Origin of the sequence: Alloalcanivorax mobilis (assembly GCF_002864685.1) — a bacterium.
Lineage (GTDB): Bacteria > Pseudomonadota > Gammaproteobacteria > Pseudomonadales > Alcanivoracaceae > Alloalcanivorax > Alloalcanivorax mobilis.
The window spans coordinates 1-12,811 of the sequence record NZ_NMQZ01000028.1 but is presented as its reverse complement, the minus strand read 5'-3'; the positions used below and the strand labels follow the sequence as shown (position 1 = coordinate 12,811).

The 12,811-nt window shown below is 62.5% G+C and carries 12 protein-coding genes; 4 read left to right on the top strand and 8 right to left on the bottom strand.

The window, feature by feature from the left end; all coding sequences use genetic code 11:
* Positions 1–95: 95 nt before the first annotated feature.
* From gspC to CGS25_RS13525, 4 genes are all read right to left on the bottom strand, one after another.
* On the bottom strand, positions 96–944 hold the full coding sequence (gene gspC, locus CGS25_RS13540; protein WP_089034584.1) for a type II secretion system protein GspC: 849 nt from the start codon (positions 942–944) through the stop codon (positions 96–98).
* Positions 945–1,183: 239 nt separating this feature from the next.
* Positions 1,184–1,897, bottom strand: a complete 714-nt coding sequence (gene gspN / locus CGS25_RS13535) for a type II secretion system protein N (RefSeq protein ID WP_089033179.1) — start codon at positions 1,895–1,897, stop codon at positions 1,184–1,186.
* 123 nt (positions 1,898–2,020) lie between these two features.
* Positions 2,021–2,530 carry a single-stranded DNA-binding protein gene (gene ssb, locus CGS25_RS13530; RefSeq protein ID WP_089033180.1) on the bottom strand — a complete coding sequence of 170 codons (510 nt, stop codon included), beginning with the start codon at positions 2,528–2,530 and terminating at the stop codon, positions 2,021–2,023.
* A 156-nt stretch (positions 2,531–2,686) separates the two neighbouring features.
* Positions 2,687–4,057 (bottom strand): MFS transporter, encoded by a 1,371-nt coding sequence (locus CGS25_RS13525; protein ID WP_089034585.1) that lies wholly within the window; start codon positions 4,055–4,057, stop codon positions 2,687–2,689.
* Between the two features lie 227 nt (positions 4,058–4,284).
* Here CGS25_RS13525 and CGS25_RS13520 point away from each other — a divergent pair, with 227 nt between their 5' ends.
* The 3 genes from CGS25_RS13520 to CGS25_RS13510 all read left to right on the top strand — a co-directional run bounded on the left by CGS25_RS13520 (position 4,285) and on the right by CGS25_RS13510 (position 9,052).
* Positions 4,285–4,941 carry a response regulator transcription factor gene (locus CGS25_RS13520; RefSeq protein ID WP_089033181.1) on the top strand — a complete coding sequence of 219 codons (657 nt, stop codon included), beginning with the start codon at positions 4,285–4,287 and terminating at the stop codon, positions 4,939–4,941.
* A 159-nt stretch (positions 4,942–5,100) separates the two neighbouring features.
* The gene (gene uvrA, locus CGS25_RS13515; RefSeq protein ID WP_089033182.1) at positions 5,101–7,944 is read left to right on the top strand and encodes an excinuclease ABC subunit UvrA; all 2,844 of its coding nucleotides are present in this window, start codon (positions 5,101–5,103) and stop codon (positions 7,942–7,944) included.
* A gap of 643 nt (positions 7,945–8,587) precedes the next feature.
* Positions 8,588–9,052 carry a hypothetical protein gene (locus tag CGS25_RS13510; RefSeq protein ID WP_101675799.1) on the top strand — a complete coding sequence of 155 codons (465 nt, stop codon included), beginning with the start codon at positions 8,588–8,590 and terminating at the stop codon, positions 9,050–9,052.
* On the opposite strand, the gene CGS25_RS13505 is transcribed toward CGS25_RS13510, so the two are convergent.
* The 3 genes from CGS25_RS13505 to dauA form a co-directional block, all read right to left on the bottom strand.
* Positions 9,049–9,528 carry a GyrI-like domain-containing protein gene (locus CGS25_RS13505; protein WP_157933833.1) on the bottom strand — a complete coding sequence of 160 codons (480 nt, stop codon included), beginning with the start codon at positions 9,526–9,528 and terminating at the stop codon, positions 9,049–9,051. The two genes, CGS25_RS13510 and CGS25_RS13505, sit on opposite strands and share 4 nt — an antisense overlap.
* 79 nt (positions 9,529–9,607) lie before the next feature.
* Positions 9,608–10,144 (bottom strand): ferritin-like domain-containing protein, encoded by a 537-nt coding sequence (locus CGS25_RS13500; protein WP_089033185.1) that lies wholly within the window; start codon positions 10,142–10,144, stop codon positions 9,608–9,610.
* Between the two features lie 128 nt (positions 10,145–10,272).
* The gene (gene dauA, locus CGS25_RS13495) at positions 10,273–11,988 is read right to left on the bottom strand and encodes a C4-dicarboxylic acid transporter DauA (protein ID WP_101675798.1); all 1,716 of its coding nucleotides are present in this window, start codon (positions 11,986–11,988) and stop codon (positions 10,273–10,275) included.
* A gap of 130 nt (positions 11,989–12,118) precedes the next feature.
* Between dauA and CGS25_RS19235 the strand changes: the two genes are divergently transcribed.
* Positions 12,119–12,358, top strand: coding sequence for a CopG family transcriptional regulator (locus tag CGS25_RS19235; protein WP_232802406.1), 240 nt, complete (start codon positions 12,119–12,121; stop codon positions 12,356–12,358).
* Here CGS25_RS19235 and CGS25_RS13485 read toward each other — a convergent pair.
* On the bottom strand, positions 12,295–12,651 hold the full coding sequence (locus CGS25_RS13485; protein ID WP_198588800.1) for a DOPA 4,5-dioxygenase family protein: 357 nt from the start codon (positions 12,649–12,651) through the stop codon (positions 12,295–12,297). The genes CGS25_RS19235 and CGS25_RS13485 overlap by 64 nt on opposite strands.
* Between the last annotated feature and the right edge of the window lie 160 nt (positions 12,652–12,811).

The window sequence follows — 12,811 nt, the reverse complement described above, 5'->3', positions numbered from 1 at the left end:
ACCCCACTGTGCCTGCCAGAGTCCGCCGGGCCGGCGCCGCGCTCAGGGAGCCCGCGGCTTCAAAGGGGATGTTCAAAGGCTCCATAACAATCTCGCTACGGTGGATAGTTCACGGTAAATTGCTGATCGCCACGCTGGACCACGATGGAGGCCGCCTGGGTGTCCTGATAAGACTGCATGGCCGCAAGATCGCTGTCTTCGGTACCCAGCGGATAGCCGTTTACCGACACAATGACATCACCCTGGTTAAGGCCAACCTGCTCGATCAACTGCTTGGGCGCCTGGGCGCCGATCTGATAACCCTGGGTCTCTCCCTCGCTCACCGGCTTGAGCCCCAATTGCCGAATCACCGCCGAGCGCTGCTGGCTGAGATCCGTTTGCGGGCTTGGAGAAGGCTCGCGGGGAGCCGGCTCGGTGACCTGGGTGACGCCACCCAGAGCGCTCAGTTCGTTCAGACGCAACGTCTCCAGACGACCTTGCCGACGCAGGATCACGCGATCCGCGTAGATTTCGTCGATCTTGGCGTTACCGGGAATACCGTCGCCGATGTGATAGAGCTCCGCGTCCTTGCCTTTTTCCGCGATGATCGCGGAGGATTTGTCGCGATCCCGGGTTTGGAATAAACCGAGCAGTTCCAGCTTGAGCCGGGTGTCCGGCGCGTCCACGGGGCGATCATTATTGTTCTGCGCTTCTTGTTGATAGAGGCCAAACAGCTGCCAGCCCTCCACCTGGGACTGGGAGAGTTGCCGGCCACCGTTGTCGCCGGCCGCCGTTCGCACCTGTTGTAACGAGGAGGGGGGAAGAGCGTCGCTGGGCCCATACCAGAGTATCCAGGCGGTCTGGGCAATCACGTATGCCAGCAGCACGAGCAGCAACAGCGCCATCACGATACGCAGCCGTCCGGACCACTTCTGCTGGTTTCCCCTCCGGGCCCACTGAATCATAAATCCACAATCCCACTTATCGTTATCCGGCCCACCGGCGATCAAAAGATTCGCTATAAACAGCCGGTTGTCCGTGGCCGGTTTTTCCAGGCCGGTCGGCCCTGCGGTCACTGCCGCTTGTTATATTGAGGCCCGAAGTGATGCTCCGGTGCCCGGGTGTGGCGGCGCAGTCGTTCAAGATACGCGAAACGTCACGCCACCCTGCACATTTTGTTTTTCTTCAGCGCCGCGGCGCTGGCTCAGGAGCCGAACTTCAGCGGCTGACTCATCTGAAACACCACATCCGAGGGGTCGCCCCCCTGGCTGACACCGAGCAGTTGAGGCCAGGCCCGATGCACCTGAACCTTCAACATCTTCTTCTCGATGCTGGCCTCGACCAGCTGTTGCTGATCCGGCCCGGTTACCCGCAGCCGCGGCCCCTGCTCACCCATGAACAGGCGGCCATCCAGAGGCGGCACCCGAGCCGAGCCGCTGCTCCAGGTGACCGTGCCGCCGCTATAATCCAGCGTGCCTTTGGCATCGACCACCGATCCACCGGCGAGTTCCAGAACCATCAGGGAAACATGAGCGGTACCGTCGGCATTGCCCTGCGGCACCTGCCGGCTGATCATGGCGACCGGTACTGTGGCACGCCATTGTTCAAGACGCCAGTCCCCCCAGTCGGCACCCAGCCAGCCGTCACCTTGCAGGTCATCGGAACGTAAAGAAAGCTGTAAACCCGGGGTCAAGCCGTGCCAGTCCAACGTCCAGGCCAGCGTCCCCTGCTGATCACGCCAGCGCGCGTTCACCGTGGCATCCCACCAGCGCCCGCGGGGCTGCGAGAGCACCAATGGAGCGCCACCGGGTCGCAGCGCCGGCAGCCGATCCACCACCACCGCCGCCGGCATCAGCGCCACCAGGAATACACATAAACTGAGGAAAAACACCGCCCCCAGAGCGATCCAACGCCGCATCGTCAACCCACCCAAAAAAAGCCTTTAGAGCCTGTCCATGATTCTCACGGCGCCTGCGCCGGGAGCACATCGCTCCGGCCCTTTCCGGCGACCACTCGCTGCCGTGAAGATCATTAGCCGCTCTTAGAAAGGGATATCGTCGTCGAAGTCATCCGCCGGGCCGTTGAAATTACCGCGCGGCTTACTGGCTTCATTGCCCGACTCGTAGTCGTTATTATCATTGTTGGCATAACCGCCGCCCTGCCGGTCCCCGCCCTGATTCTGCTGGTAGCCACCACCACCGCCGCCTTCGCCACCACGGCCATCGAGCATTTGCATCTCGTTGGCGACGATCTCGGTGGTGTAACGGTCCTGGCCATCCTGCCCCTGCCACTTGCGGGTTCGGATCGAGCCCTCGATGTACACCTTGGAGCCTTTCTTCAGATACTCGCCGGCGATCTCGCCGAGCTTATTGAAGAACACCACCCGATGCCACTCGGTGCGCTCTTGCATCTGGCCGGTCTGGCGATCCTTCCAGCTTTCACTGGTGGCCAGCCGGACATTGGTCACGGCGCCGCCGCTGGGCATGAATCGGGTTTCCGGATCGGCACCCAGGTTGCCGATTAAAATAACCTTGTTAACGCCTCTCGCCATGGCTATCTGCTCCCTTGTTTCTAGAGGGCCTGCTGGGCCGGTAAAATACCGGCACGGAATGGTGCGGATCGGCTATTGTGGCAGCTTTACGCCCGCCGAATAACCCCCTTGCGCATGGTCAGCGGGCGAGCTCGCGGCGACGCCCCCGGAAAGGGCTCAGGCGCTTTGCACATCGGCGGTCAGCGCCGCCAGGGCCTGTTCATCCAGTTGCTGGTTGTCCACCTTGAGTAGCGCCAGGCTCTGCTCGGCCACCACCACCGCTTCCAGCACCCCGGGCACCGCGCGCAACCGATCGGCGGCCTCTCCCCAGTCGACCCCGGCACGCAGGCGGATGGCGCGATTGTCGAGCTTGGGCAGTTCCGCCATGCCCCGCAGGATCCACAGCCACACCAGGCCCATCGCCGCGCAGCCGAAGAACACCGCTTCCGCGCCCACCCACTGATAAAGCGCGCCGCCGAGCTGGCCGCCAATAAAGACGCCCAGAAACTGGCTGGTGGAATAGATGCCCATGGCCGTGCCTCGGGTGCCCGCCGGCGCGGCGCGGCCCACCAGCGAGGGCAGTAAAGCCTCAAGCAGATTAAAAGCCATGAAGTAAATAAACAGCGCCAGCACAAAGTGCCATAGCGTGCTGCCCGCCAGGGCCAGAAGCACTTCGGCGACGATCAGCAGGGTCACCGCCAGCCGTTTGATCGGCATCGCCCCACGCCGCTCAGCGGCGATAATCAATGGCACCATGGCCAGGAACCCGCCCACCAGAACCACCAGATACAGCAGGCTGTGCTGCTCGAGATTCAGCCCCAGTCGATGGCGCAGCAGCTGTGGCAATACCACGAATGAGGCGGTCATGGTCAGGTGCAGGGTGAGAATGCCCAGATCAAGCCGGCGCAGATTGGCGCTGCCCAGGCTGCGCCGGAAACGCTCACCCAGAGCAAGAGGCTCACTGGCGCGCACATCCGGCGAGGGCACCCATAAAGTCACCACCACGGCGACCAGGCCGAGCACCACGGTGAGCCAGAACAGCCCGCTCAGGCCCAACCAGTTGGCCAGCAGCGGGCCAAGAATCAACGCAAGAATAAACGATGAACCCACCGACATGCCGATCAGCGCCATCGCCCGAGTGCGATGCCGTTCGCTGACAACATCGCCGATCAACGCCATGATGACGCTCGCGATGGCGCCCGCGCCCTGCAGCGCCCGCCCGGCGATCACGCCGTGGATGGTGTCGCTGAGCGCCGCCACCACGCCGCCGGCCACGAACAGCAACAGCCCGATCACCAGCATCGGCCGCCGGCCAAACCGGTCCGAGAGCATCCCGAAGGGGATCTGCAGCAGCGCCTGCATCAGGCCATAGGCGCCAATCGCGGTGCCGATCAAAAGCGGTGTGGCGCCTTCCAGCCGGGCGCCGAATACCGCGAAGATCGGCAAAATCATGAACAGCCCGAACATACGCAGGGCAAAAATCGCCGCCAGAGACCCTGTGGTGGTCAACTCGGCGCGCCGCAGGGCGGCCTGGGAAGCATCGGTCATGAGCAAGGACAGTGAAAAATGGGGTGTGGAGTGTATCAGATTCCCTGGCCGGTCGGAGGTTCCGTTCTCGGCCGCTTCCGCGGCGGCCCGGGATCGGCGGCTCGGCGGCGAGGCAGAAAGCGTGTCGATCCGGTAATGGCAAATTGAACCCCCACCGAAGCAGTGATAGATTTCACAGTTGAATCAGTTTTTCTTCGTAGTTCACCCCGATATCCTCGGGACTCATCATGGACGAACCAATGGAAACGCAATCGGCACAAGTGTACGTAGTGGGGAGTCAGCACCTTCAGAACGCCCTGCTTACCGAATTTCTTGACAAAGAGTCGATCCCCGCCGTCGCGGTCAAAACCGTCGGCCAGGTGGAGGAAGAACAACTCGGCCGGATCGAGCAGAATCTGTTTCTGGTGGATTTCCACTCCGTGGACGTCAATGATGTGATCGCCCAACTGCTGGATACCGACAAACGCCTGGACAGCGATATTCTGATTGGCGTCTTCAATGTGGATAACGAAGAAGCCCTCGCCCGGCTGGCGGGCCTGCCCATGGTCAATGGCGGTTTTCTGCACGATTGCCCCCAGGGCCTTCTGACCAAAGGCATTAAAGCCATTTTTGAAGGCGAGCTGTGGTTCCCGCGCAAGGTGCTGCAGCAATATCTGGTGAAAAGCCGGGCCTTCAATAAGACCTTCGCACGCAACGAGGTGAATCTCACCGACCGCGAAATCGAGGTACTGAAGGTGATGGCCACCGGCGCCAAGAATTCCGAAATCGCCAACGTGCTCAGCCTCAGCCCGCACACCATCAAGACCCACATCTACAACATCTTCAAAAAGATCAACGCCTCCAACCGCCTGCAGGCGGTTAACTGGGCCCAGGAAAACCTGTAACCCACACCGCGCACCGCGCCGGCACGCTCTCGCGCCTACGCCTGGAGGCGTGCCCGCGTGAAGCGTGTGGCGTGCCGGCGCTTCCTTTCTTTTCCCCTTCACGATCTTTGCCCTATACTACACTGTTCATTTTGACAGTAGCCGAGGGTTCGCCATCTCATGGATACCATTCTGGTTCGCGGCGCGCGCACCCATAATCTGAAAAACGTGGATCTGGACATTCCCCGGGACAAGCTGGTGGTGATCACCGGTCTGTCCGGTTCGGGCAAGTCCTCCCTGGCTTTCGACACCCTCTATGCGGAGGGGCAGCGGCGCTACGTGGAGTCTCTGTCCACCTACGCCAGACAATTTCTGTCGATGATGGAAAAGCCCGATGTCGACCACATCGAAGGGCTCAGCCCGGCGATTTCCATTGAGCAGAAGTCCACCAGCCACAACCCGCGCTCCACGGTCGGCACCATCACCGAGATCTACGACTATCTGCGGCTGCTGTTTGCCCGGGTTGGCGAGCCACGCTGCCCGGAACACGGTACACCGCTGGCGGCGCAGACCATCAGCCAGATGGTCGATCAGGTGCTGGCCATGGAAGAAGGCAGCCGGCTGATGTTGCTGGCGCCGGTGGTGCGCGAGAAGAAAGGCGAGCACGCTCTGTTGTTCGAAGAGTTGCGCGCCCAGGGCTTTATCCGGGTGCGCATCGATGGCCGCATTTACGACATGGACGACACCCCGGCCCTGGAAAAGAACAAGAAGCACACCGTGGAAGTGGTGGTGGATCGCTTCAAAGTTCGCGGCGATTTGCAGAACCGGCTGGCGGAATCGTTCGAAACCGCGCTCGGCCTGGCCGACGACATCGCCATCATTGCCTCCATGGACACCCCCGCCAAGGGCAGCAAACCCGAGGAGGTGACGTTTTCCGCCAAGTTTGCCTGCTCTCATTGCGGCTATTCGATTCCTGAACTGGAACCGCGCCTGTTCTCGTTCAATAACCCGGCCGGCGCCTGCCCCAGCTGCGACGGCCTGGGCGTGAAGCAGTTCTTCGATGAAAGCAAGGTCATCACCAGCGAGGAGCTGTCGCTGGCGGAAGGCGCCATCCGTGGCTGGGACCGCCGCAATGTCTATTATTTTCAGATGCTCAACTCGCTGGCGCAGAGCATCGGCTTCGATATGGATGTCGCCTTCAAGAGCCTGCCCAAGGCGGTGCGCAAAAAGATCCTCCAGGGCACCGGCAAAGAGAGCGTGGAATTCCGCTACCTCAATGATCGCGGCGACATCATCAAGCGCAATCATCCGTTCGAGGGGATCATCCCGAACATGGAGCGCCGCTACCGGGAAACCGAATCCGACGCGGTGCGCGAAGACCTGGCCGGCTATCTGTCCACGTCCACCTGCCCGACCTGCAACGGCTCGCGCCTGCGCGAAGCGGCCCGGCACGTGTTCATCGACGAGATCACCCTGCCCGAGGTGGTGCGTCTGGCGGTGGGCAAAGCCTTCGCCTATTTCGACAGCCTGAAACTGCCCGGCAGCCGCGGCGAGATCGCCGAGAAGATCCTCAAGGAAATTCGTGACCGCCTGCAATTCCTGGTCAATGTGGGCCTGGAATATCTGACCCTGGAGCGCAGCGCGGAAACCCTGTCCGGCGGCGAGGCGCAGCGCATACGCCTGGCCAGCCAGATCGGCGCCGGCCTGGTGGGCGTCATGTACGTGCTCGACGAGCCGTCCATCGGCCTGCATCAGCGCGACAACGAACGGTTGCTGAACACTCTCACCCGCCTGCGTGATCTGGGCAACACGGTGCTGGTGGTGGAGCACGACGAAGACGCCATTCGCACCGCCGACCACGTCATCGACATCGGCCCCGGTGCCGGCGTGCACGGCGGCCAGGTGGTGGCCCAGGGCACCGCCAAACAGGTGGCGGCCAACAAAGCCTCCCTGACCGGCGATTATCTGTCAGGGCGCAAACGCATCGCCGTGCCGAAACAGCGGCACACCAACAAGGACGACCGCTGGCTGACGCTGTTCGGGGCCAGCGGCAACAACCTCAAGGGCCACCCGCTGAACCTGCCGGTGGGGCTGCTCACCTGCGTTACCGGGGTTTCCGGCTCGGGCAAATCGACGCTGATCAACCATACTCTTTATCCGCTGGCCGCCACCCGGTTGAACAAGGCCACCACCCTGCAGGCGGCGCCCCATGAAAGCCTGGAGGGCCTGGAGCACTTCGATAAAGTGGTGGACATCGACCAGAGCCCGATCGGCCGCACACCGCGCTCCAACCCGGCCACCTACACCGGCATTTTCACCCCGGTGCGGGAACTGTTCGCCGGCACCCAGGAAGCGCGCGCACGCGGCTACAAACCGGGCCGTTTCAGTTTTAACGTCAAGGGCGGCCGCTGCGAGGCCTGCCAGGGCGATGGCGTGATCAAGGTGGAGATGCACTTTCTGCCGGACATCTACGTCCCCTGCGAAGTGTGCGAGGGCCGCCGCTACAACCGGGAAACGCTGGAAGTCACCTACAAAGGCAAGAACGTCTACGAAGTGCTGGACATGACCATCGAGGAAGCGCGCGGCTTTTTTGATGCGGTGCCGGCTCTGCAACGGCGTTTGCAGACCCTGCTGGACGTGGGCCTGAGCTACATCAAACTGGGCCAGGCCGCCACCACGCTTTCCGGCGGCGAGGCGCAGCGGGTCAAGCTGGCGCGGGAGTTGTCCCGCCGGGACACCGGCAGTACTTTGTACATCCTGGATGAACCGACCACCGGCCTTCACTTCCAGGACATTCAGATGCTGCTGGATGTGCTGACCCGATTGCGCGACCACGGCAATACCATCGTGGTGATCGAACATAACCTGGACGTGATCAAGACCGCCGACTGGATCGTGGATCTGGGCCCGGAAGGGGGCGACGGGGGCGGCCAGGTGATCGCCGAAGGCACGCCGGAACAGGTGGCCAAGGTAAAAGGCAGCCATACCGCGCGCTTCTTGAAGGACGTATTGGCGAAAAAATAATGTTCATCGCGGTTTAGGGAAAGTCGTTTTTAGCTGTTCACAGGGCTGGGCCATGGGGGCGCGGGACAAGACCGGTGCCTTCCGGGACCGCTCAAGCCATCCATGGCCGCTGTTAGTTTGGCCATCCCTGGCCAAACAGCTCCCTCCAGGCACCGCCCTTGCCCCGCTCACTGAGCAGCGTCACCGCCACGGGTCCATAGCACCGCCAGGACCGTAACGGCCCGGCCGTGCCGTTCTGGAGGGCTCCCCCCTTGTTGTGTTGCCGAGGCGCGGGAAATTGATAGGGTCAGTTGGCCACTGACAGCACGGCCAACTGAGGCGGCGGACGACAGGGCGAAGCCGGGTTAAGCGAAGCACTGCTTAGCCCAGCGTAGCGCCCCGAGCATGCAAGCTCGGGGCCGGGGCCGCAGGCTCGTCTCGTCGCCGACCCGGCCATCAATTTCCCGCGGCTCCGTCCTTGGAGAGTAGAGAGGGAGAATGAAGGGCACCCGAAGGGAGACATCGCCCAGGCCAGCAAAACCTTCTTTTCCCGCGTCTACAACGATAAACAGACGCCCCCCGCCGCCCGCTGAGACGACGCCCCCGAAGCGGTGGCACGGAAGCTGCTTGATTAAGACAGGAGCGGCTATCACTGGGGAAAGCGATGGATGCTGGACTGAACGCCCACTGGTTGATGAACTACCGGGTGGTGGCGCTGGTGAACCAGTGCCGTCGATTGATCCGCGATGAGTTCAATGTCCGCCTGTCACTCACCGACCAGGCATTGCGCACCAAACTGGAACACTACACCGCCCTCAGCAAGGCCCCGGAATTGTCCCGACTGATGGGCGAGATCGCCGCGCGAACCGGCACCGATGACAGCGGAGAAATCGAAAGCTCTCAGAGCGTCGCCGGGACCACGGAGACCCACACCGCCGCGGACCCACCCGAGCCGGCGCGTCGCATGTACCGTGGCCAACCGGTGTCTGAGAATGCCCCTCCACCTGCTCCGCACCGCCGAAGCGGAGCGGCCGACGGCGCGGATAGCGATGCCCCACGGACCGACCCCCAAACATCCCGGAAAGGCGGTGGCAAGGTCGTCTACCGGGGCCGGGTGATCCGCGATTAGCCGCCTTTAATACCGATGTACAGTTCGACCTTATCGTCGGCCAGGCAGTAGACTTCGAAATCGGTGGCGAAGGCCCGCTGTGGCGCGTCGTCCTGCTCGAAATAGCTCCAGACCAGACCCCAGGCTTCCGGGGCGGCCTCCACCGCCGAGCCGGCCACCTCGAACACCAGGTACTCTCCGGCTTCCAGAATCAGGGTGGCGTAATCGTCCGGCACTTTCTCTTCGTCGCTGACCTCAACACCGGCCAGCACGCTGTAATCGCCTTGCGTGCCGTTTTCATACTCCGAATAAACCCCGTACACCGGCGAGCCGGCGGCTTTGTCCGGTATCCGTTCGGCCAGTTCTTCGTCCTTGAAACGCTCCCACAACCGGCTCAGCCGGGAATCGTCCGCCTCCATCTCCAGATTGTTATTGGTGCGTATCTGGATGCCGGCGACAACCTTACCGTTGCGGCTCTCTTTCCTGGGTGTCGTCATCCGCGATCTGCCTCCCGATTCTGGGGCGCATGGCCGCGCCCCGGACATTGCCAGCGGCGCCACCATGGCGCCGCCGGGTTCAAAGCGCTTCCAGGATCGCCGCCATATCGTCGGCGTGCTCTTCCTCCTGGGCGAGAATATCTTCCATGATGCGCCGGGTGGTGGGGTCTTTGTCGCCCAGATAAACAGCGATTTCCCGGTAGCTGTCGATGGCGATGCGCTCGGCGATCAGATCCTCTTTGACCATTTCCTTAAGCGTATTGCCTTCCACGTATTCCGCGTGGGAGCGGCTCAGCAGCCCTTCCGGAGAAAAATTGGGCTCGCCACCAAGCTGAACAATGCGCTCGGCGAGCCAGTCCGCGTGCTGCTGCTCTTGCTGCGCGTGCTCAAGAAACTCCGCCGCGGCGATGCTCGCATTGAGCCCGTCCGCCATGTAGTAGTGACGCTTATAGCGAAGCGTGCAGACAATCTCGGTGGCGAGAGCCTCATTGAGAAGCCGGATCACGGTGTCCCGGTCGGCGGCGTAGCCTTCGGTGACCGCGCCCTGCTCAATGTGCTTACGGGCCCGTTCACGGAGCGTTTTGATGTCGGTGAGAAACGGCTGCTTATCGCTCATGGAAGCTCCTGGGCAAAGTGAATGAACTGGACAAGGGGTCCTTCAGATTACACAGTGATGCGCGCGCCAGCCCAGCAAAACAACCTGGCAAAACGCAAAATCCGGTAAACCGCGACCATCAGTCGGCGTCAGCCTTCGCGTAACACCCGCAAGGCCTCAGCCAGTGTGCCGTGATAGCTGATCGCCCCCGGCACCGGCTGCACCGAAGCCCGCGCCAGGGTTCTCAAGGGTTGGTAGCTTAAATCAGCGATCATCAGGCGGGTGCCCGACGCGATAAAATGCTCGCCCAGGCGCAGCAGAGTAGCCAGGCCGCCGGCGTCGAGCACGGTGACGCCGTCCATATACAGAACAACCCCTTTCTTGCCGACACTCAGGTTGGATATCTCTGCGAACACCCGGTCCGCCGCCGCGAAGAACAAGGGACCGGTGATCTTGAACACCGACCATCCTTCGGGCAGTGGCCCGGTCAAAAGACGCTCCTGGGCGGACACGTCCGTCACCCGCGTCATGCCCGCCACCTCGCGCACGAACAGGATCGCGGCGAGCAATACACCGGCGGTGATCGCCACCACCATGTCCAGGAACACGGTCAGCGACAGGCAGGTTATCAACACCAGCACATCGCCCCAGGGCGCGGTTTTGACCAGCTTCAGGGTCTTATCCGCCTCGCTCATGTTCCAGGCGACCAGCAACAACAGCGCCGCCAGGGCCGGCATCGGCAACAAACCCAGCCAGCGGGCCAACACCACCATGCCAAAAAGCACCACCAGTGCGTGTACCAGCGCGGCGATCGGGGATCGCGCGCCGGCTCGAAAGTTGGCCGCCGAGCGTGCCAGCGCGGCGGTGGCCGGAATCGCTCCGAACAGCGGCGCCACCAGGTTGCCGATACCCTGCCCGAGCAGCTCGCTGTTGGCGCTGTGTCGCTTGCCGCTCATGCCGTCCAGCACCACCGCGCACAACAGCGACTCAATGGCGCCCAGCATGGCGATGGCGAAGGCCGCCGGCAGCAGTTCGCGAAGCATCGACCAGTGCCATTGCAGGCCGATATCGCCGGCGCGCAGCCAGGGCCAGGCAAAGATTGGCGCTCCGGCCGGCACCCCCTGCCCGATCGCGCCGTCGTCCAGCTGATAAGAGAAACGGCTGCCAATGGTATCGACCAGCAGGCCCTGGTGGTTCAACCACCAGGCCAGCAGTGTGCCCGCCATCAGTGCCGGCAAATGCGGCGGCACCGGCGTGCGCAGCCGCGGCCAGATCACCAGCAACAGAAAAGTGAGCGAGGCCACCGCCATACTGGGCCAGTGGATGGAGGGCAAGGCGCCGACAATCGCCTGCAGTTTGCCGATGTAGGACTCCGGCAAGCCCGCCAGGGGCAGGCCGAGCAAATCCTTGATCTGCAAGGTGGCGATCACCACCGCGATGCCGCCGGTAAAGCCCAGCGTCACCGGCGGCGGAATGTACTCGATCAGCCGTCCGAGGCGCAGCACAGCGAGCAGAATAAGCAGAGCACCGGCCATCATCGTGGCCATCAACAAGCCGCTCAAGCCATGGCTTTTCGCAATCGGATAGAGCACCACCACGAACGCGGCGGTCGGCCCGGACACGCTGAAGCGCGAACCGCCGGTCAAGGCGATCACCGCGCCGGCGACAATGGCCGTATACAGTCCATATTGCGGCGGCACGCCGCTGGCGATGGCCAGCGCCATCGACAGCGGTATGGCGATCACCCCGACGGTCAGCCCGGCCAGCAGATCGCGGCCAAGATCCGCCTTGCCGTACCCTTCGGCCAGGCGTTCGCGCACCGCGTGAAACGGTCTCAACGAAAGAAGAGCATCGTGATGGGACATCGGGACTCTCTGGGTGGGCGGCCAGGGTGGCCGGCCAGGGTGGGCGGCGGGTCAACATGGGCATACTATGCCGTTACAATACGCCCTGCATGTTAATCAAATTAACATCATTGCCGACCGGGAAAGCCATATGGAAAAACGCACCGCTCGCCTGACCCTGCTGATTGACCCACGCAAAAAAGCCGCCCTGGAGTACCTGTGCGCCCGCGAAGACGTTACTGCCTCACAGAAGGTGCGCCAGTTCATTCGCGATTATATTCAGGAGCAACTCGGCCCCGATTGGCTGGATCAGGCCGAGCAATGGCTCTATGAGCGTGAGGAACGGGAGGCGTCGGCCGGGGAACCGAACAAAGACAGATCCAGGGGGTAGCTGCGCCCGAGCCACATTACCAGCTCGGTGTGGTCACGCAGGTCGTCCCCGCTCAGACCGTGGATGAAAACACTTAAGCCGTTGCGGGCCTGCATCAGCCACAACAGCACTTCCTGGAACTGCTCAATGGAAATGCTCAGCTGGCAACTCCAGCAGGGATGCGGCCCCACCGGGCGGCGATGCAAACGGCCCATCGGCACATCAAAGCGCTGATGCGCGGCCTGGCAAAGCGCGGCCGCCTGCGTGAAAGTGTGCTCGTCGTAATAGACGTGGGCATGAAATCCATGGATCACCGGCGCACCCCCTCGAATCAGGAAGCCCCAGCATAGCGCCCACGGCCAGACTCGACCACGCCCCAGAGGATGCTCCGACCGGCGGCGGCCAGACAAAATCGCCGGGAGCGATTTGGACGTCGCGACAGCGACGGTCCGAAGGATGGCCCACGGAGTCGGA

What these genes read in the sequence shown, in the direction of transcription:
- gspC (WP_089034584.1), bottom strand. Translation starts at nt 944, where the DNA reads ATGATTCAGTGGGCCCGGAGGGGAAACCAGCAGAAGTGGTCCGGACGG.
- gspN (WP_089033179.1), bottom strand. Translation starts at nt 1,897, where the DNA reads ATGCGGCGTTGGATCGCTCTGGGGGCGGTGTTTTTCCTCAGTTTATGT.
- ssb (WP_089033180.1), bottom strand. Translation starts at nt 2,530, where the DNA reads ATGGCGAGAGGCGTTAACAAGGTTATTTTAATCGGCAACCTGGGTGCC.
- CGS25_RS13525 (WP_089034585.1), bottom strand. Translation starts at nt 4,057, where the DNA reads ATGACCGATGCTTCCCAGGCCGCCCTGCGGCGCGCCGAGTTGACCACC.
- CGS25_RS13520 (WP_089033181.1), top strand. Translation starts at nt 4,285, where the DNA reads ATGGACGAACCAATGGAAACGCAATCGGCACAAGTGTACGTAGTGGGG.
- uvrA (WP_089033182.1), top strand. Translation starts at nt 5,101, where the DNA reads ATGGATACCATTCTGGTTCGCGGCGCGCGCACCCATAATCTGAAAAAC.
- CGS25_RS13510 (WP_101675799.1), top strand. Translation starts at nt 8,588, where the DNA reads ATGGATGCTGGACTGAACGCCCACTGGTTGATGAACTACCGGGTGGTG.
- CGS25_RS13505 (WP_157933833.1), bottom strand. Translation starts at nt 9,528, where the DNA reads ATGACGACACCCAGGAAAGAGAGCCGCAACGGTAAGGTTGTCGCCGGC.
- CGS25_RS13500 (WP_089033185.1), bottom strand. Translation starts at nt 10,144, where the DNA reads ATGAGCGATAAGCAGCCGTTTCTCACCGACATCAAAACGCTCCGTGAA.
- dauA (WP_101675798.1), bottom strand. Translation starts at nt 11,988, where the DNA reads ATGTCCCATCACGATGCTCTTCTTTCGTTGAGACCGTTTCACGCGGTG.
- CGS25_RS19235 (WP_232802406.1), top strand. Translation starts at nt 12,119, where the DNA reads ATGGAAAAACGCACCGCTCGCCTGACCCTGCTGATTGACCCACGCAAA.